20 protein-coding genes and 1 riboswitch are annotated in these 23,243 nt (G+C 37.8%); of the genes, 2 read left to right on the top strand and 18 right to left on the bottom strand.

Going from position 1 to position 23,243, the window contains the following annotated elements:
- Positions 1 to 138: 138 nt before the first annotated feature.
- From queA to rsgA, 8 genes are all read right to left on the bottom strand, one after another.
- Positions 139 to 1,194 (bottom strand): tRNA preQ1(34) S-adenosylmethionine ribosyltransferase-isomerase QueA, encoded by a 1,056-nt coding sequence (queA, locus tag B5X53_RS11515; RefSeq protein WP_198550791.1) that lies wholly within the window; start codon positions 1,192 to 1,194, stop codon positions 139 to 141.
- An 81-nt stretch (positions 1,195 to 1,275) separates the two neighbouring features.
- Positions 1,276 to 2,505: a 3-phosphoshikimate 1-carboxyvinyltransferase gene (gene aroA / locus B5X53_RS11510; RefSeq protein WP_079713372.1), complete on the bottom strand. Its 1,230-nt coding sequence runs from the start codon at positions 2,503 to 2,505 to the stop codon at positions 1,276 to 1,278.
- Between the two features lie 12 nt (positions 2,506 to 2,517).
- On the bottom strand, positions 2,518 to 2,781 hold the full coding sequence (locus B5X53_RS11505) for a hypothetical protein (protein ID WP_079713371.1): 264 nt from the start codon (positions 2,779 to 2,781) through the stop codon (positions 2,518 to 2,520).
- Complete coding sequence (locus B5X53_RS11500) at positions 2,781 to 3,107, bottom strand: nucleotide pyrophosphohydrolase (protein ID WP_079713370.1); 327 nt, start codon at positions 3,105 to 3,107, stop codon at positions 2,781 to 2,783. Before B5X53_RS11500 ends, B5X53_RS11505 begins: the two co-directional genes overlap by 1 nt.
- Position 3,108: 1 nt before the next feature.
- Positions 3,109 to 5,127, bottom strand: coding sequence for a DUF3857 domain-containing protein (locus B5X53_RS11495; protein WP_079713369.1), 2,019 nt, complete (start codon positions 5,125 to 5,127; stop codon positions 3,109 to 3,111).
- A 7-nt stretch (positions 5,128 to 5,134) separates the two neighbouring features.
- A complete protein-coding gene (locus tag B5X53_RS11490; RefSeq protein ID WP_079713368.1) occupies positions 5,135 to 7,042 on the bottom strand; it encodes a DUF3857 domain-containing protein in 1,908 nt (635 codons plus the stop codon).
- A 52-nt stretch (positions 7,043 to 7,094) separates the two neighbouring features.
- Positions 7,095 to 7,547 (bottom strand): D-aminoacyl-tRNA deacylase, encoded by a 453-nt coding sequence (dtd, locus tag B5X53_RS11485; RefSeq protein ID WP_079713367.1) that lies wholly within the window; start codon positions 7,545 to 7,547, stop codon positions 7,095 to 7,097.
- Positions 7,544 to 8,494 carry a ribosome small subunit-dependent GTPase A gene (gene rsgA / locus B5X53_RS11480; RefSeq protein ID WP_079713366.1) on the bottom strand — a complete coding sequence of 317 codons (951 nt, stop codon included), beginning with the start codon at positions 8,492 to 8,494 and terminating at the stop codon, positions 7,544 to 7,546. Before rsgA ends, dtd begins: the two co-directional genes overlap by 4 nt.
- An 89-nt stretch (positions 8,495 to 8,583) precedes the next feature.
- Here rsgA and B5X53_RS11475 point away from each other — a divergent pair, with 89 nt between their 5' ends.
- Positions 8,584 to 9,231, top strand: a complete 648-nt coding sequence (locus B5X53_RS11475) for a hypothetical protein (RefSeq protein ID WP_079713365.1) — start codon at positions 8,584 to 8,586, stop codon at positions 9,229 to 9,231.
- Positions 9,232 to 9,298: 67 nt separating this feature from the next.
- Here B5X53_RS11475 and B5X53_RS11470 read toward each other — a convergent pair whose 3' ends face one another.
- The 4 genes from B5X53_RS11470 to B5X53_RS11455 are packed head-to-tail and all read right to left on the bottom strand — an operon-like array spanning position 9,299 to position 13,222.
- The gene (locus tag B5X53_RS11470) at positions 9,299 to 10,381 is read right to left on the bottom strand and encodes a bifunctional 3-deoxy-7-phosphoheptulonate synthase/chorismate mutase type II (protein ID WP_079713364.1); all 1,083 of its coding nucleotides are present in this window, start codon (positions 10,379 to 10,381) and stop codon (positions 9,299 to 9,301) included.
- A 23-nt stretch (positions 10,382 to 10,404) separates the two neighbouring features.
- Positions 10,405 to 11,253 carry a prephenate dehydrogenase gene (locus tag B5X53_RS11465; RefSeq protein ID WP_079713363.1) on the bottom strand — a complete coding sequence of 283 codons (849 nt, stop codon included), beginning with the start codon at positions 11,251 to 11,253 and terminating at the stop codon, positions 10,405 to 10,407.
- A complete protein-coding gene (locus tag B5X53_RS11460) occupies positions 11,250 to 12,398 on the bottom strand; it encodes a pyridoxal phosphate-dependent aminotransferase (RefSeq protein ID WP_079713362.1) in 1,149 nt (382 codons plus the stop codon). Before B5X53_RS11460 ends, B5X53_RS11465 begins: the two co-directional genes overlap by 4 nt.
- Positions 12,398 to 13,222, bottom strand: coding sequence for a prephenate dehydratase (locus B5X53_RS11455; RefSeq protein ID WP_079713361.1), 825 nt, complete (start codon positions 13,220 to 13,222; stop codon positions 12,398 to 12,400). Before B5X53_RS11455 ends, B5X53_RS11460 begins: the two co-directional genes overlap by 1 nt.
- A gap of 420 nt (positions 13,223 to 13,642) precedes the next feature.
- Between B5X53_RS11455 and gldA the strand changes: the two genes are divergently transcribed.
- Positions 13,643 to 14,548 carry a gliding motility-associated ABC transporter ATP-binding subunit GldA gene (gldA, locus tag B5X53_RS11450; protein WP_079713408.1) on the top strand — a complete coding sequence of 302 codons (906 nt, stop codon included), beginning with the start codon at positions 13,643 to 13,645 and terminating at the stop codon, positions 14,546 to 14,548.
- Here gldA and B5X53_RS11445 read toward each other — a convergent pair.
- The 6 genes from B5X53_RS11445 to B5X53_RS11420 form a co-directional block, all read right to left on the bottom strand.
- A complete protein-coding gene (locus tag B5X53_RS11445) occupies positions 14,535 to 15,290 on the bottom strand; it encodes a head GIN domain-containing protein (protein WP_079713360.1) in 756 nt (251 codons plus the stop codon). The two genes, gldA and B5X53_RS11445, sit on opposite strands and share 14 nt — an antisense overlap.
- A complete protein-coding gene (locus B5X53_RS11440; RefSeq protein ID WP_079713359.1) occupies positions 15,287 to 16,387 on the bottom strand; it encodes an acyloxyacyl hydrolase in 1,101 nt (366 codons plus the stop codon). Before B5X53_RS11440 ends, B5X53_RS11445 begins: the two co-directional genes overlap by 4 nt.
- A gap of 24 nt (positions 16,388 to 16,411) precedes the next feature.
- Complete coding sequence (metF, locus tag B5X53_RS11435; RefSeq protein WP_079713358.1) at positions 16,412 to 17,368, bottom strand: methylenetetrahydrofolate reductase [NAD(P)H]; 957 nt, start codon at positions 17,366 to 17,368, stop codon at positions 16,412 to 16,414.
- A gap of 82 nt (positions 17,369 to 17,450) precedes the next feature.
- Positions 17,451 to 20,591 (bottom strand): vitamin B12 dependent-methionine synthase activation domain-containing protein, encoded by a 3,141-nt coding sequence (locus B5X53_RS11430; RefSeq protein WP_079713357.1) that lies wholly within the window; start codon positions 20,589 to 20,591, stop codon positions 17,451 to 17,453.
- Positions 20,588 to 21,604: a homocysteine S-methyltransferase family protein gene (locus B5X53_RS11425; RefSeq protein ID WP_079713356.1), complete on the bottom strand. Its 1,017-nt coding sequence runs from the start codon at positions 21,602 to 21,604 to the stop codon at positions 20,588 to 20,590. The genes B5X53_RS11430 and B5X53_RS11425 overlap by 4 nt, the downstream gene beginning before the upstream one ends.
- Positions 21,605 to 21,656: 52 nt before the next feature.
- Positions 21,657 to 21,765, bottom strand: a riboswitch (SAM riboswitch).
- Positions 21,766 to 22,461: 696 nt separating this feature from the next.
- Positions 22,462 to 22,884, bottom strand: coding sequence for an OsmC family protein (locus B5X53_RS11420; protein WP_079713355.1), 423 nt, complete (start codon positions 22,882 to 22,884; stop codon positions 22,462 to 22,464).
- Positions 22,885 to 23,243: the final 359 nt, after the last annotated feature.

Raw genomic sequence — 23,243 nt, 5'->3', positions numbered from 1 at the left:
CCGGTGAGTTTTTTTTTACACCTCTTAGGTTTGTGAATTAAATAAACCTAATTCTATTCCATTGCAAAAACACAATCAATCAAAAAGCCACAACCTAATTATATAAGTTGTGGCTTGTATTTTTAAAACTTTATGGAATTAGATGATCAACATCGCATCCCCATAAGTATAAAAACGATATTTCTCTTTTACCGCCTCTTCATAAGCACGCTTCATAAAATCGTGACCGGCAAAGGCTGAGATCATCATAAGAAGTGTAGATTTTGGAGTATGGAAGTTTGTAATCATACAATTCGCAATACTAAAATCGTAAGGAGGGAAAATAAATTTATTGGTCCAGCCATTAAATTCATTTAAGGTATGGTTAGAAGAAACCGCACTTTCCAACACACGCATTACCGTGGTACCAACAGCACAAACGCGCCTGTTTTCCAGTTTTGCCCTGTTGATGGTTTGTGTAGCTTTCCTTTCAATAAAAGCTTCTTCACTATCCATTTTATGTTTGCTAAGGTCTTCTACCTCAACCGGGCTAAAAGTTCCCAAACCTACGTGTAATGTAACTTCAGCAAAATCTACTCCTTTAATTTCCAAACGCTTTAAAAGGTGTTTAGAAAAGTGAAGTCCGGCGGTTGGTGCAGCTACAGCTCCTTCTTCTTTTGCGTAGATTGTTTGGTAGCGCTCCTGATCTTCAGGCTCAACATTACGCTTTATATATTTGGGAAGTGGAGTCTCTCCCAGGTCCTTTAATTTTTTTCTGAAATCTTCGTAAGAACCATCGTAAAGAAAACGAAGCGTTCTTCCGCGGGAAGTAGTGTTGTCTATAACCTCAGCCACTAAACTTTCATCTTCACCAAAATAAAGCTTATTCCCGATTCTAATTTTTCTTGCAGGATCTACAAGAACATCCCAAAGTTTGGTTTCAGGATTTAATTCTCTTAAAAGAAAAACCTCAATTCTGGCTCCGGTTTTTTCTTTATTACCATATAATCTAGCCGGAAATACCTTGGTATTGTTCAATACCATAACATCTTCGGGCTCAAAATAATCCAGAATATCTTTAAATTGTTTATGTTCAATTGTTTGTTCCTTCCGGTTTAGAACCATTAATCTGGCTTCGTCCCTGTTCTCTGAAGGGTACTCTGCCAATAGTTCATCTGGAAGTTCAAAATTGAAGTGTGAAAGTTTCATTCCCATAATTGCATTTTTAGAAGCGGCAAATATACAATCTCAAGATAGGGGTTGTCAAGTAATTAACGGTTTATTTGAAAAAAGCTTTTAAATTGAAGTTTTTTCAATCTTAAAACTGAGTTTTTCAAAATCTTCCCAAAATCCAGGATATGATTTTGAAACCACTTCGGCATCTTCAATTTTAAATGGAACCTTGAGTCCCAGGGGAGCAAAAGCCATTGCCATTCGATGATCATTATACGTGGCTACTGAAACATTCTCTGAAAATTTTTTCTCCGGAAGAAGTTCTAAACTGTTATTGGTGACTTTTACTTTACTTCCGAATTTCTCAATTTCAGTTTTTAAAGCTACCAGCCTGTCGGTCTCTTTTATTTTTAAGGTGTGCAAACCGGTTAGCTTACAGGGCACGCTTAAAGCAAGACAGGTCACTGAAATGGTTTGGGCGATATCCGGTGAGTTTTGAAGGTTTTCTTCAATATGTTTTGGTTTAGTTCCGGGGCGTTTTTTTAAAATAATATGATCATCTTCAAACTTGGTAGTCACTCCAAACTGCTTATAAATTTCAGCCAGGCAGGAATCTCCCTGTAAACTGGTTTTTCGATAAGTGCTTAATTTTAAATCGGCAGAATCGCTAATCGCCGCTAAACTATAATAATAAGAAGCTGAACTCCAATCTGATTCAACAGCTAAAGTTTGTCTTTCTACTTCCTGAGTAGGTTCAATTTTAATGGTATTTCCTTCAAAAACTCCTGGAATTCCTAAGCGTTGCAAGATTTCTAAAGTCATTTTTATATAAGGTGTAGAAGTAATTTCACCTTCCAAATTAATTTCGAGTCCGTTAGGAAGTGAAGGTGCAATAAGCATTAATGCTGAAATATACTGACTGCTAATATTAGCCTGAAGCGTCACACGATTTGCGGTAAGCTTTTTCCCTTTAATCCTTATTGGCGGATAACCTTCGTTTTGCTCATAAGAAATATCAGCTCCCATTTGTTTTAACGCATCAACAAGAAGTTTAACAGGACGCTCGGTCATTCTTTTACTCCCGGTTAACACTACTTCCCTGCCTTCTAAAGTAGAAAAATAAGCGGTTAGGAAGCGCATTGCCGTCCCTGCGTGGTGAATATCAACTAATTCATCTTCGCTTTTTAAAGCTTTCTGCAAATAATGGGTATCATCACTATTGGAAAGATTGCTGATCTTTAAATTTGAATATAAAGCCTGCAAAATCAGTAAACGATTAGATTCACTTTTAGAACCGGTAACTTTTATTGTACCGCTAAGATGCTTCGTGGTATTTGAAATTTTTAAGTTCATTAATTGCTAATATTAGTTTTCGGCATCTTTCTTTTTTCTTGCCCTAAACTGCCCAAACGAAATGATAAATCCATAAACAAAAGCTGCAAGAAATTGACCCGCGATAAAACGAAACAACTTCCCATCTTCCGTGCGTTCGGTAAAATAGGCTTCAAAATGAAATCCGCCGTATTCAAACAACATACTTACAATATCATATACAATTAAAAAGCCAAGGCCTAGAAACAAAACCGATTTCCAGAATGCTCTTTGCGAAATCATCTCTTTGAACTTCATTATTTTAACTTTTCGTTATTATGATGCCTGTCGTGATCTCTTTTTGTTTTTATATCCAATTTTTTATCAAAAGCTTCCTGAAGATCAACCCCGGTTTGATTGGCCAGGCAGAGCACCACAAACATTACATCTGCCAGCTCCTCACCCAGATCCTTTTCCTTATCAGATTCTTTTTCACTTTGCTCCCCGTATCTTCGGGCGATTATACGGGCAACTTCGCCTACTTCCTCGGTAAGTTGCGCCATATTGGTAAGTTCATTAAAATACCGAACTCCGTGTTCTTTTATCCAATCGTCTACTGCCTTTTGAGCGTTTTCTATGTTCATTTTATTTTTCAGCTTTTGACAAAACTATGGCTTCTGAATGTTTATTCACCATATGTCCATAGAAATTTTTAAGTCCCTCATAATCTAAAGAGGTATAAACTATATTATTTAATTCTAAAGAAGATTCAATTCTCAAAAATTTTCCACCAAAATTCACTATAAACTTAAAGATCCCATCCCCGTCCTTGAGTTTAACTATTGCGCTTTCCGGCAACGACTCAACCTCATAACCATCTGGGATAAGGAAGTTTATCACTTTAGTTTCACTGGATGGAAAGTCAAATATTATTGGATAATTGCGCTCTTCACCCTTAAAAGGATTTTCATCAAGGGCGGTAAAAACCATGGGTCTTAAATAAATTTTCTCATTTATTACCTCCATCGCGTCTCTAAGTTCAAAATTATAGCTTTGCTTAATGTCTTGCCCAATGGCGTTTTCGTTAGATATATCTATCTCAGAAATAAGAATATTCCCCTTATCTTTTTCTAAAACCTGCAGGTAATCGTTTTCCGCTAAACCTACATAACTATCTCTAAATTTTTTGGCGTGCAAACCATTAATATTGCTTAGCGATTTACCCTTCAATACCATTTCTTCATCAAATTGCATATTGAGAATAGTAGTGTTTTGGGACTTTACGCTAGGCATTAAATCTACCCAATCCGAAGAACCATCTTCCCTAATTATCCTTCCTCTCCAATTCATAGCTCTTTCAGGAAGTTCTCCTATAGCCACATTCTTATCGGTAGCATCCAGTAAAACAATATTATCCTGAGTTTCAACAGCGGCTATCACATAATTAAAACCATTTCTGGTTGGGTAAAATGGTATTCCATGAGATTTAGTACTTACCAAAACAGGATTAGCATCAAAGCCCGCGTATCTTAACATGCTTACCAGCATAAGGTTTATATCACCGGTATTACCCTTTCCATCTTTATATGCCGATTTCCCCCCATTTTCTGCCTGAAAACCTATAAAATCGTTCCAGGTTATTCTATTTTTTACATAATTATAAACTTTTTCAAGTTTCGCAGGCTGCTCCTGCGTTCCAGCCAGTAATTCATCGATATCATCATCAAAAAAATTGGTTTTGTTTACCTCTTGTTTTAAGCCGGCATCGTCGTAAATACTTTTTGCCACATGCTCCCAGGTACGGGAATAACTTTCTACTGGAGAATCAGGAAATTTGGTATACTGTAATTCCCATCGCAAATAAGCTGCATAGTTTTGAAGGTAATCTACATAAATTTCTTTTTTTAAAGGGGGAATACCATCTTTTTGAAAGTTATAGACGTTTAAGATATAATCTATGCTTTTCTGATTGTACTGTGTATTGCTCACGTGGTCGCCGCTCCTTCTTTTCTGCGTGTAATTATATCTAAAGCTTTCGCGGGATTTATCAATGGGAAAAATAATAGGTGATCTTGGGTTGTAATGCATTTTAAATCCAAAAAATTCCGGGATTTTCACTTCCGCCTCTAACCTGTCTACCGGAATTTCAAACTGAAGCGGCACATCGTCTATAGAGGTGACAAATGGGGATTTAATGGTATATTTATATTCTATTACACTACCCGCAGTTACCGCAGGCATTGTAAATTTGGTTTTTAGGCTGTATTTACTGGCCTCTTCCTGGAACACACCATTTTTTCTAAGTTTTTCATCAACCAGTTTGCCATCAATAATATTATAGGTATAGGCTTTTATATCGCTAACACTCTCCCTTTGAGAGCCATTCTGGTATACACTTATGGTTTTATTTGCCCAATCAAAACCATCTTTATTATAGATTTTTATACGCTCGTGAACATTGGTTACCAAACTTATTCCCGTATTTTTATTTATTTCATAATAAACTCTATGCTTCCTAAACAGTATTGCCGCATTAGCTTCGTCAAATGTGGGATGTTCTTTTTGCTGTACTTCTTCCTTAGAAACCTTTCCAAATTTGTAATCCTGTGCCTGAAGTAAACACACGGAAAATAAACTGATGATAAAAAAATAAAATTGTTTCATAATGATGTTAGTTACTGACTAAAACTGCCTTTTGATTGGTATTAGACTTTATTTGATTCATAAATTCACGATAAGCATTATATTCTGAACTATTCCAGCTCCCTTCATTTAAAATCAGCAGTCTTTCAACGTTTAGTTCGTTTTTAGAAATACCTGTAAGACTGGTTTTTATACTTAGTTTACCAAAATCATTTTCAATAACCACCGGTTCCGGAATAGATTCTATTTTGAATCCTGCAGGTAGTTTAAATTGGAAATTATCTTTATAGGTTTCTCCTCTGTCTATGACCAAAGGAAGTTTCCTGGACTCGTTTCTTGGTAAATTAAATGATTTAGCCGGTAAAAAATTAAGGGGAAGCAATAACCTGTTTCCGGCCTTAGAAGCAAATTTAGTTCCCTTAATCTCTAAGTTCTCAGTAAAAATTACGGACTCTCGGTTATTCACAAAAGCTATTTTCCCGATCTCCAATTCCTTTAAGTGCCCCCAATTTTCCCGGTAATAAATTTTCTGGTGATCTAACTTCTGATTTCTAATCCCGTAAGTATCTCCATAAGCAATGCCGGAATTACTACGTGTAACTTCCGCTAAAAATCCGCCATCTTCGTTTAGTTGAATTTCGCATAAACTCTCTTCGAGGTTTGATGCTGTAGAGTAATTTGGCGTGCTTATAATTTCTCCCCCTTCCGCAGAAATTTTTAAGACTTTTCTATCGTCGGTAAAATCACCCAAATAATTAAATGGAGTAGACTGGCTGGTGCATTCTAACCATACATCTTCTTCTGCTAGTGGTAAATTAAGGATTACGTGATTCCCCTGCATAGAAGCAAAATCGGGATCAATATTATTTTTTTTACCACCATAAACCACGGTATAATACGATGGTATGTTTTGGGACTCCAGCAAGGCTTTGGTGTAATTAGTAAGCGCTTTACAATCTCCATAACCCAATTTATCCACATCTGCAGCTGCCATTGGTTCCCAGCCTCCAATCCCTAATTGTACACTTATATAACGGGTATTTTCCTGAACATAGTTGTAAATTATTTCTGCCTTTTCCCTGTTAGAAATCGCCTTAGAGGTAAGTTCTTTAATCTTTAAAGTTGTTTCCTCGGGAAGGTCAGTTTTATTGTTTAACAAATAATCATACTGCCATTTTCCCAATTCTTTCCAACTGGAAGCTTTACCCTCCACTCCTACCAGGGCAAACTCATTCAGTGCCACTAAGACCTGGGGAGTAAAAGTTGAAAGATCGGGGCTTAAAACTTCATTTTTAACTGCTAAAATATTGCCGGTTTTATAAAATAATTCTGAAGTGGAATTATTCTTTTCAAGGTCCAATTCTTCGAGATTCCTTTCCTCAAACCTAAATGGAATCGCATTGAGGTTTAGGAGTTTATAAGAAGTTTTTTCTACACTGAGATTATAATTTCCAAGTGGCTTCCATGGCTGGATAAAAATTGTAGAATTGGTTTCTACTTCACTTTCATAGGCGAAGGTTAAAGGATAATCACTAATGGTATAGTTTAAATAACTAAGTCGGTTATCACTAAAGAGCGTGCCTGAACCATTAAGACTACGATCATAAAAATCTCGCTCTTTTATTTTATCTATTTTTTCTCCGCTACTGTTGTAAACAATGACTTCCTGATGTTTTATTTTGGTATTCTCATCATAAAAATCGTAAGCCTGAACGTGTTGCTCTCCATATTCATTAAGAACCGTAACGACCCGCATTGTTTTCACCCTCATTTTGTCAACGGCAAGAATAGATATTTCTATAGACTCATTACGAACAATGGCATTGGCATTGGATAGTAAGTTGGCAGGAAGTGAAGAAATACTATAATCCTGACTATAAATTGAGGAAATACCTAATTGAAAAAATAGAAACAGGAGCAAAAAAACCTTACGCATTTATCTAAAGAGATGAAGTTTAGAATCGCAAGGTATAAAATTTTAACTAATTTTAACTTTTTTCTTTAGAATCCATTAAGATTGTTACAGGCCCATCATTAATTAACTCTACTTTCATATCGGCACCAAATTCTCCTGTACCAACCCGTTTACCTAAAGTTTCTTCCAGTTTCTCGATGAATTTCTCGTAAAGTGGAACCGCAACATCAGGTTTCGCCGCTTTAATAAAACTAGGTCTGTTTCCTTTTTTGGTGGAAGCGTGTAATGTAAACTGACTTACCACAATGGCATCGCCGTCAACATCAAGTAAAGAAAGGTTCATAGCGTCATTATCATCGCTAAAAATGCGCATTTTCACTATTTTATTGCAAAGCCAATCTATATCTTCCTGCGAGTCTTCATTTTCTATTCCTAATAAGATCAATAATCCGGTACGCATCACCGCATTAATTTCGTGGTTTATTTGTACTGAGGCTTTAGAAACTCGCTGTAAAACTACTCTCATTTTTTCGGATAAATATCTGTTCTGTAATTGTCTTCTTCTCCCTCTAAAATCTGTAAATAACTTTTATAACGGCTCCAGGCAATTTCGCCCTCTTCCAGTGCATCTTTAATGGCACATTTCGGTTCTTCTAAATGGAGGCAATTATGAAATTTACAATCTTGTTTTATCCTGAAAAATTCAGGAAAATAATCTCCTAATTCTTCCCGTTCAATTTCTACCACCCCAAAACCTTTAATTCCAGGAGTGTCAATTATTCTTGCATCAAAATTTAGGTCGAACATTTCAGCAAAGGTGGTGGTATGCTGGCCTTGTTTATGCTGCTCAGAAATCTGGGAAGTTTTTAAATTTAAACCGGGTTCAATAGCATTGATCAAAGTTGATTTTCCGGTACCGCTATGGCCGGCGAACATACTGGTCTTGCCCAGCATCATATCCTTGACTTTATCTACATTTTTTCCGGTAGAGGCGGAAATTCCTATACAATCGTAACCGGCATTTCTATAAATAGCGGCGAGATATTTAATCTCAAGCAATTCATCTTCATTATAAGTATCTACCTTATTGAAAAGTAAAACCGCCTTTACGTGGTAAGCTTCCGCAGTAACCAGAAATCGGTCTATAAAAGTGGTAAGGGTGGGCGGATTGTTAAGGGTTATCAGTAAAAAAACCTGGTCTATATTGGCGGCGATAATATGGGTTTGCTTAGAAAGATTTACCGATTTACGAATAATGTAATTTTCGCGTTCATCAATTTTCTTGATCACCCCCTGTTCTGCACCTTCCTTATCTTCAATATCAAATTCCACGCGGTCACCAACAGCCACCGGATTGGTGCTCTTAATACCTTTAATGCGGAATTTTCCTTTAATCCGACAATCGTAAAACGTTCCTGCTTCACTTTTTACCTGATACCAGCTTCCGGTAGATTTATAAACGATTCCTTTCATTAATTTGTTAATCTACTCTTAAAATAACTGAATTTTGTGTTAATCTTTGATATATCTTTGATGCTGAAAAATTTAATAACATCTAAATTATGAACAAATTTACTTTTAAATTATTTATTACAGGCATGATATGCCTCTTTGCTTTTTCTGCAAATGCACAAACTCGTTTATTTGAACATCCACAGTTCGATGAGATTTCTAAGAACCATAAAAGCCTGGCAATTCTTCCGTTTGAAGCAAGTATAAAGTTAAGGCCGAAACAAATGAAAGAGATCACTGCCGAACAACTTAAGGAAATGGCCCAAAATGAAGGTCTTGCAATTCAAAACTCAATGTACACCTGGTTTTTGACCCGTCAGAAGCGTGGCAAACTAAGCCTTAATGTACAGGATCCAAAACGCACCAGAATTTTACTTCAGGATAATAATATTACAGATCCTACAAGACATACCCCGGAAGAGCTTGCTAAAATTCTAGGAGTAGACGCAGTAGTTTCTGGAACCTTTGAAACCGATAAACCTATGTCTGACGGAGCTTCCATCGCACTTGGATTATTAGTAGGCTTCTGGGGATCTACAAACACGGCTACAGTGAATATGAGCGTAAACAATGCTACTGATGGTGAATTGTTATGGAACTACAATAAGCGGGTTGCTGGTAGCCTGGGTAGCACCACTGACGCTCTTATTAATAAATTAATGAGAAAGGCCTCTCGACGTCTTGCTTACACCAATTAAAAATGAAACTTTTACAGGATTCCCGGCCGAAATCCTGTAAAAGTTATTTTGGAAAACAAGAAACTTTCTAAGCTTTCATAATTTTTTCCTGGTGATTAATGGATTCCTGGTGAACCGCTTTGAATAAACGCAGAATAAATTCTTCGCTTAAGCCGTGTTGTTCGCCTTCCAATACCATATTTCCAAGAATTTCGTTCCATCTTTTGGTTTGTAAAACCGAAACGTTCTGTGCTTTTTTCACCTTTCCAATTTCATCTGAAATTTTCATTCTTTTTGAAAGCAATTCGATCAATTGGTTATCGGCAACATCAATTTTAGCTCTTAAAGTGTTCAATTTATTTTTGAAATCTTCACTTTCTGAAACTTCTTTTCTAATTTTCAAATCTTTCATAATCTGAACAAGTGTTGCGGGGGTGATTTGCTGTGCGGCATCACTCCAGGCATCATCGGGAGTGTGATGGGTCTCAACCATTAATCCATCGTAATTAAGGTCTAAAGCGGTTTGACAAAGATCAAAAATAATATCCCTGCGTCCAGCAATATGCGACGGATCTAAAATTAGTGGAAGATCAGGGAATTTATTCTGAAGTTCAATAGCGATTTGCCATTCAGGATTGTTTCTGTATTTGGTCTTTTCGTAAGCCGAAAATCCACGGTGGATTACTCCTAAATTTTTAATATCGGCCGTATGAAATCTTTCCACAGCACCTAACCAAAGCGATAGATCAGGGTTTACCGGGTTTTTAACCAAAACGGTTTTATCGGTTCCTTTAAGGGCATCAGCAATATCCTGAACGATAAATGGGGAAACCGTAGTTCTGGCGCCAATCCATAGAATATCAACATCGTTTTCCAAAGCAAGATCTACGTGATGTGCATTGGCAACCTCAGTCGTAGTTAGCATTCCGGTTTCTTCCTTGGCTTTTTTTAACCATTTTAAACCAAGTGCTCCAACGCCTTCAAAATTTCCCGGTCTTGTTCTTGGTTTCCAGATTCCGGCACGTAAAACCGTGGCATCTGTATCTTTTAATTGATGAGCGATTTTTAAAACCTGTTCTTCGGTTTCTGCGCTACACGGCCCGGCAATTACTAACGGATGATCTAATCCGAAATCGTCCAGCCAGTTTCTTAGTTCTTTCTTGTTTTCCATAATTTAAAATTTAATCCTGATTTTTAATTTATTCCGTTTAAAATTGATTTGATATGATTGGTGCGTTGCATTTCGTTATATACCTCCTGAAAATCGTCTTTTTCAATAAGATCTTTGAAATGCGTGAGGTTATTAATGTATTCTTTTAAAGTTTCCAGCACGTTTTCTTTATTCTCCTGAAAAATGGGCGACCACATTGCCGGTGAACTTTTAGCAAGCCTTACTGTAGAAGCAAATCCACTACCTGCTAAATCGAAAATATCGCGTTCATTTCGTTCTTTTTCTAAAACCGTTTTTCCCAGCATAAACGAACTTATATGGGATAAATGCGAAACATAAGCAATATGCCTGTCGTGCGAAACCGGGTCCATATACCTGATGCGCATTCCCAGTTTCTGGAAAATATCCAGGGCTCGTTCCTGAAGTTTAAAAGCAGTCTTTTCTACTTCACAGATAATATTGGTTTTATTCCTGTACAAATTAGAAATCGCAGCTTCGGGACCAGAAAATTCAGTTCCTGCAATAGGATGTGCAGCTAAAAAATTCCGTCGGTTTTGATGATTCGCGATTTCTTTACAAAGTCCCGATTTTGTAGAACCCGTATCAAAAACCAGCGTATTCTCGTTCACCAGGTCTAAAACTTCTGTCACCACTTTATTTGCAACATCTACGGGAACTGCCACCAAAACAACATCAGCGTGCTGAACATCTTCAATATGAGCCAAGTCATCTATAATCCCGAGTTCCTTTGCCTTCTTTAAATTCTTTTCATCGGCATCGCTTCCGTAGATTTCCGCATCGGGAAAAGCCGATTTAATATCCAGCGCAAACGAGCCGCCTATAAGTCCGATTCCTATTATTTGAACTTTCATGAGGTAACTCTTTTTATAGCCCTGTTAATATTCTCTTCGCTTGCGCAAAGTGAAAACCGAATATAGCCTTCGCCGTTACTTCCAAAAATGAAACCCGGGGCTGTAAAAATGTGGTATTTATTCAGTAAAAATTCTACAAAAGCTTCTGCGTCTGTTCCCTTTGGAACCTTGGCCCAAACAAACATTCCGGTTTGTTCTTTTTCCGGTTCGCACTGTAAAGCTGCAGCAAGTTCCAGGATTTTTTCTTTTCGGCTTTGATAAATTTCATTTTGAGCAGAAAACCATTCGCCATTTAATCGTAAAGCTGCAGCTGCTCCTGCCTGAAGAGGATAGAACATCCCGCTATCCATATTAGTTTTTACTTTTAAAACCGTGTTTAGATTTTTTTCGCTTCCGCAAAGCATTCCTATTCGCCAGCCTGCCATATTAAAGCTTTTGCTTAAAGAATTCAGTTCTAAAACCACGTCTTTTGCCCCTTCAGCTTTTAAAATACTTTTGGGATTATTGTTTAGAATAAAACTGTACGGATTATCGTTCACGATTAAAATTTTATGTGTTTTCGCAAAAGCTACCACTTCTTCGAAAAGTTTATCATTTGCTGAAGCTCCCGTGGGCATATGCGGATAATTGACCCACATTAACTTCACCTTACTCAAATCTTTTTTAGCCAGTTCTTCTAAATTCGGAAGCCAGTTTCCTTCAGCATTTAAATCGTAAAAAACCGCTTTTGCTCCTACAAGTTCGGTAACCGAAGAATAGGTTGGATAACCGGGATTTGGAATAAGCACCTCATCGCCTTCATTCAAAAAAGCCATAGAAATATGCGTAATTCCTTCTTTGCTACCCATAAGCGGTAGAATTTCAGTTTCGGCATTAAGGTTTACCTGGTAGTGATTTAGATAAAATTCAGCAATCGCATTTCTAAAATCGGCGGTGCCTTTATATGGCTGATATTGATGCGCACCGGGATTTACCAAAGCTTCGTTTAAAGCCGAAATCACCTGCTGCGGTGGTGCCAAATCGGGGCTGCCAATGCCAAGGTTAATAATATCCTTTCCGGCAGCTGCCATAGCACGCACTTCCTTCAATTTTGTAGAGAAATAGTACTCTTTTACGTTGCTTAACCTTTTGGCCTGCTCTATCATTACAAACTGTTTTTGTAGGTTCCTAAAATTGTTAATCGCTCGGTCATTACTTCCAGAATATCCATGGCTTTTTGAAATTCGGGGTAATCTTCAAAGACCACATCGATAAAAAATGAATATTTCCACGGGAATTCTATAATGGGCATACTTTGAATTTTAGTCATATCCAGGTTAAAATCCCTTAAAATATTCAATACCGATACCAGGCTCCCGCGTTTGCTTTCCAGTTCAAATTTCAAAGAAGCTTTGTCTATTTTATCGCCATTGGGCTCCTTCTTTTTAGTGCTGATAATCAAAAAACGCGTTGCATTGCTTTTCTTGGTATGAATACTTTCTGCTAAAATTTCAAGTCCGAATAGCTGCGCTGCTGCTTTACTGGCTACGGCTGCTACTTTTGTGCTTCCTTTTTCTGAAATTCTCCTGGCAACCTCAGCGGTATCGGTATCTTCGATCAATTTGATATGCGGATGCTTTTTAAAGAATTCTTTACACTGTAACAAGGCCATTGGGTGCGAATAGACCTTTTTGATATTCTCTATTTTTTGCCCCGGCATTGCCATAAAATTCATATCTATTGGGATGTAATGTTCGCCAACCACTTTTAGATTATTTTCGTCTATAAGCGCATAATTTGGTAAAATAGATCCTGCAATAGAATTTTCTATAGCCATCACGCCTTCATTGGCTTCACCCTTTAGAAGGCTTTTTGTTAGCTCGGCAAAAGACATACATTCTAAAACCTCAACCTCCTTGTGGTAATATTCCTGTGCCACCAAATGGTGAAATGAGCCTTGCACTCCCTGAATTGCAATAATTTTATCCATTAATTTTTATAATAAACCTCGATTATCGAGTAAAAAAAAAGTCCCGATGTTTATCGGGACTTTTTTATATAATTTCTTACTTAATTACATAGCATTCCCGTTCCTATCTCTGAAATAGAAATAAAAAAAATAGAATGCGTTCCAGCTAATTAAGTGATTCATTGTTTCGTTGTTACGGGGCTAAAGTAGAATATAATTCCTTAATGAAAAACCATTTTTTAGATTTTTTTAGGCTTTTACAAGCTTTTTACAGACTTGGCTTTTTTTATCCAGAATCATCGAAAGATTTATAAAACCTCCTAAAATAATCAGCTGGTAATTCCGAAATCTCTAATGTAATTTTTTTTTAAAACTTTATATCCTTCATTTTCGACGCTTTACAGCGAGGTAAAAATTCTTACTTTTGAAAAAATGCTTGCTATGTCTATTCATGTTGAAGGAATTTCAAAATTTTACGGTGAACAAAAAGCGCTGGATTCCGTTTCTTTTAAATTGAACAAAGGGGAAATAGTAGGATTCCTTGGGCCAAACGGCGCCGGAAAATCTACTTTAATGAAAATCCTTACCGGTTATTTAGCTGCTTCTGAAGGAAAAGCTGAAGTAAACGGAATTTCACTTGAAGAAGATTTACATAAAATTCAGCAGCAAATTGGATATTTGCCCGAGCACAACCCATTGTACACTGAAATGTATGTGCGTGAATATTTAGAATTCAACGCCAAAGTTTATAAAACCGATAAATCCCGAATTGAGGAAGTTATAGCACTCACCGGTCTAAAACCTGAAGCCAATAAAAAGATTGAACAACTCTCCAAAGGTTACCGCCAACGTGTGGGGCTGGCCACCGCCCTGCTCCACGACCCGGAAGTTTTGATCTTAGATGAACCTACCACGGGACTGGATCCAAATCAATTGGTAGAAATAAGAAATCTTATTAAGAATATCGGAAAGGAAAAATCGGGTAAAACTATTTTTCTTTCCACGCATATAATGCAGGAAGTAGAAGCTATTTGCGACCGGGTGATTATTATCAACAAAGGCAAAGTTGTTGCCGACAAAAACCTGAAAGATTTACGCGAAGAAAATGAGCAGGTAATCTTAGTGGAATTCGATTACAGGGTTGAGCAAATTGCACTTCAAAAAATACCCCATCTTCTTTCAGCTAAAAATGTTGGCGGATTTGCCTACGAGCTCACTTTTGATACCAAGAAAGATATGCGCCCGGCAGTATTCGATTTTGCCCACGATAACGGATTAAAGACACTTCAGTTAAATCAAAAAACAAAGAATCTGGAAAGTTTATTTGCAGAACTTACTCAAAAATAAGTCTTCCGGTGTAGTGTTCTTCTATGTCTACATCGGTTGGGCGGTTTTTTGAAATAATATCTCCAAACCCAAAAATATCTCCTTTTAAGGATTGCTGAGGATTAATGATTAACTTATTGGTTCCACGATGCAAAATATCATAATGTTGCACTAAAAACTCCCCGGCTTCCAGCCTTCCATCGCCGTTCGCAAAAAACAGGTTTACGTTTTCGGCATTTCCCGTGAGGAAATAATTGGAAATATTATCGTTGGTAATTCTTAGGTTTTCAACCTCCAGGTCAAGAATAAAATCGCCGTTGGTGTGAATATCGGGGTCGCGCTCCTGGTTGAATGAGCGCAACCAAAGTTCGGGAAAGTTTAGCGTTCCTATACTTTCTATGGCACTTCCGCTGCTGTTTTGCAACCAGTTTAAGGTAGGCGTGGTCACATAGATTTTAGTGATCTCATAATCCCGAAAAAGATTGCAGGAATTTTCATTTCTCAGTTCAAGTCGGTTATTTACAACTTCAGCATATACATTTTCTTTAAGGTTCTCCCCGGTTTCAATCTTTACCTTATATTCATCGCCCTGCTCAACAAAGAGCTTAACACGTTCGTAGACCATAATTTCTTCAAAGGAATCCACAGTAAATTCTTCAGAAATAATCTCACCGGAAGTTTGTATGCAGGTGGGTGCTTCTTCAGAATCACAGCCTAAAGAAATAAAAATCAATACCGCTATGCTTAAAATTACTTTTTTCATAATCGATACCCTATTGAAAGTTCTACAGCTTCCGCATTGGCATAATGTGAGCGCACCGTAAGTGAAACCCACAGATTTTCTGTAATCTTTCTTTGTAAACCAATCCGATTATATAATTGGTCTACAAAATGTTCGTAAGGATAATACACGTAGTATCCCAAATGCGTAATCACCGATAGTTTATTGAAATTTAACTGGTGACCAACAAAAACGCCAACCCGTTTAGAATCTTCATCTCCCGAGGTATCTCCTGAAGGAAAAGCTACCGACTGATAATAAATACGTTCTTGCATAGCTTTGGAGAAGAAAACTTCGGTTCCGGCCTGCAGGGTGCTTTTATGATTCAAAACCTTATCGGCAAAAGCCGAAAAAGTTAAAAACGGGTATTGCTTAGAACCGATAATTCCCATAGTATTTACGCCGCTTCGCAAAGCAAAATTATGATGAATCGGCTCAGTATATTTTTCTTTTGATCCTTTTGGAATATAATTGGGTAGGTTTTGATGATCCAGTGTGTAATTTACTCCCAGGTTAAAAGTAATGGTATTCGTGCTGGCATTGGGCGATTTAAAATCGGCGTTGGAATAATGGATTAACGAAAGTCCGGCCTGCACTCCCAAACCTTCAAAAATGTTTTCTTTTTTATAATTCGCCATCAGGTAAGTAGAACTCAGCAAACGCGAACCGTAAGCATTATTTTTATAATTATCATCCGGATGGTAAGGCTTGGAAGCATAAGCCAGCCCCTGCCCTATTCTAAACATCAAATTTCTTTTAAACAGGTAGAAATTCATATGTGCGTAGAGTCCGTAATTTTCGCCTAAACTCGGATTTTTCATATCCTGATAGGTAAAAGAAACACCTACATCGGGATAATTATAGCGTTTTTCCCAATCTTCAAATCCGAAACTTTTTTTATTAAATCCCAAAATTAAACCCGTTGGGTGTCCGGTAATTAAATGGGCGATGTCGGGATTGTGTTCGGCAATGGTTCCGTAGAAATAATTCGCATCAAAAGAATAATAATTCTTCCCGGAATCCTGGGCCGAAATACTACCTAAGATAAAAAGAAAAATAAGGGCGGTAATTTTCTTCATTACCCGCAAATGTAGCCTAATATTTTAAAAAACCGCCTCGGCAATTTTCTGAATATTGGTACTTTTTCCCATAGAGTAATAATGTAAAACAGGAACCCCGGCAGCTTTCAACTCCTTAGATTGTGCTATAGCCCATTCAATACCAACTTTCCTTACTTCTACATTACTTTTACAGGCTTCTACATCTTTAATTAATTCTTCAGGCATATCTATACTAAAAACCTGTGGTAATAATTGCAAATGTCTTTTAACGGCTATAGGTTTTATACCCGGAATTATAGGAACGGTGATTCCCGCTTCCCTTGCCTGTTCTACAAAATCGAAATAGGCCTGGTTATTAAAAAACATTTGGGTAACCACATAATCGGCGCCGGCATCAATTTTTTCCTTTAGTCTTTTTAGGTCGGTTTGTAAAGACGGTGACTCCAGGTGTTTTTCGGGATAACCGGCTACTCCAATACAAAAATCTGCGTTATTATCAGATTCAATAACTTCGTTTAAATATTTCCCTGCTCCCAAATCTTTAATTTGAGTTACGAGTTCACTGGCAAAACAGTTTCCACCATTTGTAGGTTCAAAATAGCGTTGGTGTTTCATAGCATCTCCCCGCAAGGCCATTACATTTTCTATCCCCAGATAATGACAATCTACCAGTAAATACTCGGTTTCCTCCCGGGTAAACCCTCCACAAAGTACGTGTGGAATAGTATCTACATTATATTTTTGCTTTATGGCAGCACAAATACCAACCGTCCCCGGGCGCATGCGGGTAATCTTCCTTTCCAGTAAGCCATCCTCTTTTTTAATGTAAACGTGTTCTTCCCGGGAGGTCGTCACATCTATAAATGGCGGATTAAACTCCATTAACGGATCAATATTATTATAGAGATCCTGTATATTTCTTCCTTTTTGCGGCGGAACAATTTCAAAAGAAAACAAGGTTTCTCCTTTTGCTCGGTTTATATGTTCTGTTACTTTCATTTAATTTTATTGTAAACTGTCGATTGTATATTGTAATTGCATGCTATATTTTTACAATCTACCTTATACTATTTATTGCGTTTTAGTCTACGATATTCGGGTTTAGCCATTTTTCGGCCTTTTTCAACGGAATTCCTTTTCTCTCGGCAAAGTCCCTCACCTGGTCGTCTTTTATTTTTCCCAGGCCGAAATAACGTGCTTCGGGATTGGCAAAATAATAACCGCTTACACTGGCAGCCGGCCACATTGCCAAACTTTCGGTAAGTTCTACACCAATTCGCTCTTTTACCTTTAAAACTTCCCAAATACTTAGTTTCTCTAAATGATCAGGACAGGCGGGGTAACCCGGTGCCGGCCGAATTCCCTTATAGGTTTCTTTTATTAATTCTTCGTTGCTTAAATTCTCTTCAGGCGCATATCCCCAGTCTTCCCGCCTTATTTTCTTATGTAAATATTCGGCAAAAGCTTCCGCAAGCCTATCGGCCAGGGCTTTTATCATAATCGAATTATAATCGTCGAAATCTTCCTCAAATTTTTTCGCGAGTTCTGCGGTACCAAATCCTGTAGTGACGCAAAAACAACCTATATAATCCTGGATTCCGGTTTCTTTTGGCGCAATAAAGTCAGAAAGTGCAAAGTTTGGTTTTCCTCCGTGTTTTTTTAATTGCTGCCGAAGCGTTCTGAAAAGGATAGTTTTTTCTTCTGAATCTTCTTCATAAGCAACTTCAATATCATCATCATTAACCGTATTCGCAGGAAACAACCCGTAAACCGCTTTTGCTTTTAGTAATTTCTCGTCAAGGATTCTTTTCAGCAAAACTTTGGCATCCTCAAATAATGAAGTTGCCTGTTCGCCAACCACTTTATCCTCTAAAATATCGGGATATCTTCCGTGTAAATCCCAGCTTCTAAAAAACGGGCTCCAGTCTATAAAAGGCTCAAGTTCTCTTAAATCAAAATCATCAATCTGCTGAATTCCCGGTTTATTTGGTTTCGTGATATTAGTGCTCTTCCAGTCAATTTTATACTTATTTTTCCGGGCTTCATCTATAGGTAAAAAGGATTTCACCTTACTTCTTTTCTTAAAATTAAGCCTGAATTTATCGTACTCAGCTTTAAGATCACTCATATATTTCTGACGCGTATTTTCCTTTAAAAGGTCTCCAATTACAGTAACAGCACGGGAAGCATCATTTACGTGGGCAACCGCATTTTTGTACTGTGGATCTATTTTTACAGCAGTGTGCGCTTTTGAAGTTGTAGCGCCACCAATTAGCAAAGGCACATCAAAATTTTGCCGTTGCATTTCTTTTGCCAAAAATACCATTTCGTCTAAAGAAGGCGTGATTAAACCGCTTAGTCCAATGGCATCTACACCTTCAGCTTTAGCGGTTTCTATTATTTTTTCCGGGGGCACCATTACCCCAAGGTCTATAATTTCATAATTATTACAACTCAGGACTACGCCTACAATATTTTTTCCAATATCATGCACATCTCCTTTTACAGTGGCCATAAGGACTTTTCCAGCCCCGCCTGACCCCGATGCCGGAGCTTTTTTAAGCGTACGTAAGATTTTATCCAGCACGTGATCAAAATTGGTAAGTACATCTCCATTAGTAAACCTAAGAATCCTAAATTCGTTATCTCTTAGCCAGGTTGTTCTCTCTTCGTTGCCTTTTTTATTTTCAGGCAATTGATGGCTCAATCCCTCTATCTCAATGATAAGTTTCTTATTGAGACACACAAAATCGGCTATATAGTCTCCAATAATATGCTGTTTTCTAAATTTAAAATCTTCGAGTTGTTTGTCTTTTAAAGATTCCCATAGCACATTTTCAGCTTTGGTCTCCTTATTATATCGTTGTTTTTCGGCAAATTCCTTCATGGAGGCAAAGAGTTCAGGCTCTGCCTTTTTCCAATAATCCTCCCCTTTTGGTGGTTGAGGAGCTTTTTTTGCTGCTTCAATATAAGGTAGAAGATAAGCTACTGCTTTCTTCATCACCCGTGCCGATTTCACTACCTGTGGCAGGAACATTTTTCCGCTTCCAAAAAGATCTCCAACCACGTTCATGCCAATCATCAAATGGCCCTCTATTACCTCGATAGGTTGCTCGGCTTCCTGGCGGGCTTGTTCTATGTCCTCTAAAATATAAGCATCAATACCTTTTACAAGTGCGTGGGTAACCCTATCCTGTAAGGGCTTTTCCCTCCAGGAGAGATCTACCTTGCTTTCTCGTTTTGAACCTACCACGGTTTCGGCAAATTCCAAAAGTCGCTCGGTGGCATCTTCCCTTCTGTCCAGGATAACGTCTTCTACGTGTTCTAAAAGATCTTTCGGGATATTGTCATAAACTTCAAGCAGCGCGGGATTTACTATCCCGATATTCATTCCGGCCTTGATCGCATAATATAAAAAGACCGAATGCATCGCTTCCCGGACCGGGTTATTTCCGCGGAAGGAAAACGATACATTACTTACCCCACCACTAATACTACAGTGTGGAAGGTTTTCTCTTACCCAACGCGTAGCTTCAATAAAATCTATGGCATTGCGTTTATGTTCGTCCATCCCGGTTCCAACTGGAAAAATATTCAGGTCAAATATGATGTCCTCCGGTGGGAAGTTAACTTTATTGACAAGGATGTCATAAGAACGTTTTGCTATTTCAATTCGGCGGTCATAATTATCGGCCTGCCCAACTTCATCAAAAGCCATTACAATTACCGCCGCCCCGTAGCGTTTTATTTTCTTAGCGTGATCTATAAATTCTGCTTCACCTTCTTTCAGGCTTATAGAATTCACCACGCATTTTCCCTGTACCACCTGCAAACCGGCTTCAATAATTTCCCATTTTGAACTGTCTATCATAATAGGCACACGGGCAATATCTGGTTCGGCTACAATAAGGTTAAGGAATTTTACCATCGCTTCTTTCCCTTCAATAAGACCATCGTCCATATTGATGTCGATGATCTGTGCCCCACCGTCTACCTGGTCCCTGGCTACTTCCAGGGCTTCTTCAAAATTCTCTTCTTTAATTAAGCGCAGGAATTTTTTAGAACCCGCCACATTGGTTCTTTCGCCAACATTAACAAAATTGCTGTCGGGCGTTATTATTAAAGGTTCAAGGCCCGATAATTTTAAAGGTCTCACCTCTTGCTGTTGTTTTTCCGAAGAAATTTCTTCCTGTTTATTTTCTTTTTTCACTGTTTCTATCATAAAGCGGTGGAAAATTCAGGTTTCTCTATTTTTCGTGGATTATAATCTTTGGCAATTTCAGCAATAGCTTTAATATGTTCCGGGGTGGTACCGCAGCAACCACCGAGAATATTTACCAGTCCTTTTTCTAAATATTCCCTGATCTGTCTTGCCATTTCTTCAGCATCCTGGTCGTATTCCCCAAAGGCATTTGGCAAGCCCGCGTTGGGATAAGCCGAAACCCCACAACTCGCAAAACGGTTTAAAACCTCGAGGTGCGGTGTTAGTTGTTTAGCGCCCAGCGCGCAGTTAAAACCAACGCTAATCAATGGAATATGAGATACTGAAATAAGAAAAGCTTCAGCAGTTTGACCCGATAAGGTTCTGCCCGAAGCATCGGTAATTGTCCCGCTTACCATTATGGGAATATCTAACTGCAATTCTTCCTTAAGTTCCTCCAAAGCAAAAAGTGCGGCTTTAGCGTTTAAAGTATCAAAAACGGTTTCTACCAAAAGTATATCTACTCCACCCTTGATCAAAGCCTTGGCCTGTTGTTTATAAGCTACCCGTAATTCTTCAAAAGAAATTGCCCTGAAACCGGGATCGTTCACATCCGGGCTCATACTGGCGGTTTTATTGGTAGGCCCAATAGCACCGGCTACAAAACGAGGTTTTTCAGGATTTTCTTCTGTCATTTTTACGGCAACTTCTTTGGCAATCCTGGCCGACTCATAATTGAGTTCGTCTACGAGTTCTTCCATTTTATAATCGGCCATTGCGATAGTGGTTGCAGAAAAGGTGTTGGTTTCCACAATATCTGCACCGGCTTCAAAATATTTGCGGTGTATTGTTGCGATTGCTTCAGGCTGGGTAATAGATAAGAGGTCGTTATTTCCCTGCACGGAAACCGGCCAATCTACAAAACGTTTTCCACGGAAGTCTTCTTCAGAAAATTTATATTCCTGAAGCATCGTGCCCATGGCACCGTCTAAAATGAGTATATTTTTTTGAAGTTGTTCTTCTAATTTCGACATATAATTTTATCTAAAATCACTATCAAAAAAAGAAGCGGGAAAGAATTCTTTCTTGTTATCTATCTGCGCAAAAAGCGAAGTAGAATGTAGCACCTTCTCCCATTACAGGAGGGTTGCCAAGGCTTCAACGGGTCTATTCCCTCAACCTTTCTTGATAACGATGTTATAAACAATGAACTTGAACCAGCAAATATACGGCACAGCCTTTTAAATGCAAGGCCCGGGAGTAATTTTTATGAATTATGTATTTTATAGGATTTCCTGAAATATATTTTCAAGAAAACAGAAAAAACAATACTTAAAAATTAAAGATTGCTCCTAAAGCAGGCTTTAATTTCCATATTTTCTATATTATTAAAATGAAGAATTACCAAATTTCTTTATTTGAAGGGCTTAAGTAGAATTTAATTGGTTTAGAAAAGTTTTCAGCTCTTCTTTCATTTGTTTATTCTGAAGAATGATCTCAGAATTATATTTTTCACCTGGAAGCGTAGTGAAATAAATATGTTTTTTATTTCCGTGTAAAGTATACTTCCAGAAACTGGAGTAACCACCATATTTAAAGCCAATTTTCCTTAATTCAGAATTAAAAATTCCTTTTTGGAATTGGCTAAATCAATTTTCACCCTGGTTTCATCTATCTCCATATCCCCAAGATATTTAGGATTCACAAACGACCGACTAAAAGCTCCAGCATTCCCAGCATAAAGGCAATACTACCGGTAACTCTAAGCACTCTTCTTCTACCTCAAAAACCGAATTAATAACGCTACCTCTCAGCAGGAGGATGAAGAAAATAACAGTTAAAAATACCGATGGCTTCCAGATGCTAACTATCCTGGTTTCGAAAGATTCATCTAATTAATAAGCTCCCCGTTTAAAGTAATGGCATAGTTGATCTCGGCTGCCTTTTCCAGCATTTTAGAAACCGAACAATATTTCTCCATAGAAAGATCTACGGCGCGTTTTGCTTTTGCCGCAGGTACATCTCCTTTTAAAAGAAAATTAAGCTGAATTTTCTTAAAAACATTGGGCACCGCACCATCTTCTCTAAAACCCTCAACCTCAACCTGAAGATCTTCCAGTTCCAGGTGTTGCTTTTTCAGAATCATTACAATATCAATACTGCTGCAACCAGCAATGGCCCGCAATAGAAGGTCCATTGGGCTGGCACCTTTTGGATCGGCATCGGTTTTATTGTCTAAATGAACAATGTCTCCACGCTCATTTACGGTTTCGAAATGATAATCTTTATTAAGTCTTTTAAGGTTAACCTTCATAATTCTTGTTTTAAACAAATTTAGCTAAAGCTTACTAAAAAACCTCACGGTTCCCATAGTAATCGACACTTGGAAATTTAGATTTCAAGCTCCCAGGTTAGGATGGTAAGGTTCCAGAAAATGCCGGGTTTACGGTTTCTCGTAAAACGGAAGGTTTATTAATGTAACAAGGAATAGACCTTGGTAAAAGGAATACCAATTATAACATCAGTTAACTGTAAATAGCGGGTATTCTGGTGAAAATGTGCTATTTTACTCACCAAGTTAAAAATAGCAAAGCCGAGAAAAAGCGTGCCTACTCCCGCAACTTTTCCTTATACGAAACCATTCGATGCATGCTAAAAATGAACTTATCTAGA

The organism is Salegentibacter salinarum (assembly GCF_900168115.1).
Classification (GTDB): domain Bacteria; phylum Bacteroidota; class Bacteroidia; order Flavobacteriales; family Flavobacteriaceae; genus Salegentibacter; species Salegentibacter salinarum.
Note: the sequence above shows the minus strand (reverse complement) of the source record. Positions and strands in the feature narration are given on the sequence as shown.

Excerpts from the sequence above, each read along its gene's own strand:
- B5X53_RS11465 (WP_079713363.1), bottom strand. The coding sequence starts at position 11,253 with ATGAAAGTTCAAATAATAGGAATCGGACTTATAGGCGGCTCGTTTGCG.
- B5X53_RS11500 (WP_079713370.1), bottom strand. The coding sequence starts at position 3,107 with ATGAACATAGAAAACGCTCAAAAGGCAGTAGACGATTGGATAAAAGAA.
- gldA (WP_079713408.1), top strand. The coding sequence starts at position 13,643 with ATGTCTATTCATGTTGAAGGAATTTCAAAATTTTACGGTGAACAAAAA.
- B5X53_RS11475 (WP_079713365.1), top strand. The coding sequence starts at position 8,584 with ATGAACAAATTTACTTTTAAATTATTTATTACAGGCATGATATGCCTC.
- B5X53_RS11455 (WP_079713361.1), bottom strand. The coding sequence starts at position 13,222 with ATGGATAAAATTATTGCAATTCAGGGAGTGCAAGGCTCATTTCACCAT.
- metF (WP_079713358.1), bottom strand. The coding sequence starts at position 17,368 with ATGAAAGTAACAGAACATATAAACCGAGCAAAAGGAGAAACCTTGTTT.
- B5X53_RS11425 (WP_079713356.1), bottom strand. The coding sequence starts at position 21,604 with ATGTCGAAATTAGAAGAACAACTTCAAAAAAATATACTCATTTTAGAC.
- B5X53_RS11490 (WP_079713368.1), bottom strand. The coding sequence starts at position 7,042 with ATGCGTAAGGTTTTTTTGCTCCTGTTTCTATTTTTTCAATTAGGTATT.
- B5X53_RS11505 (WP_079713371.1), bottom strand. The coding sequence starts at position 2,781 with ATGAAGTTCAAAGAGATGATTTCGCAAAGAGCATTCTGGAAATCGGTT.
- queA (WP_198550791.1), bottom strand. The coding sequence starts at position 1,194 with ATGGGAATGAAACTTTCACACTTCAATTTTGAACTTCCAGATGAACTA.
- B5X53_RS11420 (WP_079713355.1), bottom strand. The coding sequence starts at position 22,884 with ATGAAGGTTAACCTTAAAAGACTTAATAAAGATTATCATTTCGAAACC.
- B5X53_RS11445 (WP_079713360.1), bottom strand. The coding sequence starts at position 15,290 with ATGAAAAAAGTAATTTTAAGCATAGCGGTATTGATTTTTATTTCTTTA.
- B5X53_RS11470 (WP_079713364.1), bottom strand. The coding sequence starts at position 10,381 with ATGGAAAACAAGAAAGAACTAAGAAACTGGCTGGACGATTTCGGATTA.
- rsgA (WP_079713366.1), bottom strand. The coding sequence starts at position 8,494 with ATGAAAGGAATCGTTTATAAATCTACCGGAAGCTGGTATCAGGTAAAA.
- B5X53_RS11430 (WP_079713357.1), bottom strand. The coding sequence starts at position 20,591 with ATGATAGAAACAGTGAAAAAAGAAAATAAACAGGAAGAAATTTCTTCG.
- B5X53_RS11495 (WP_079713369.1), bottom strand. The coding sequence starts at position 5,127 with ATGAAACAATTTTATTTTTTTATCATCAGTTTATTTTCCGTGTGTTTA.
- aroA (WP_079713372.1), bottom strand. The coding sequence starts at position 2,505 with ATGAACTTAAAAATTTCAAATACCACGAAGCATCTTAGCGGTACAATA.
- B5X53_RS11440 (WP_079713359.1), bottom strand. The coding sequence starts at position 16,387 with ATGAAGAAAATTACCGCCCTTATTTTTCTTTTTATCTTAGGTAGTATT.
- B5X53_RS11460 (WP_079713362.1), bottom strand. The coding sequence starts at position 12,398 with ATGATAGAGCAGGCCAAAAGGTTAAGCAACGTAAAAGAGTACTATTTC.
- dtd (WP_079713367.1), bottom strand. The coding sequence starts at position 7,547 with ATGAGAGTAGTTTTACAGCGAGTTTCTAAAGCCTCAGTACAAATAAAC.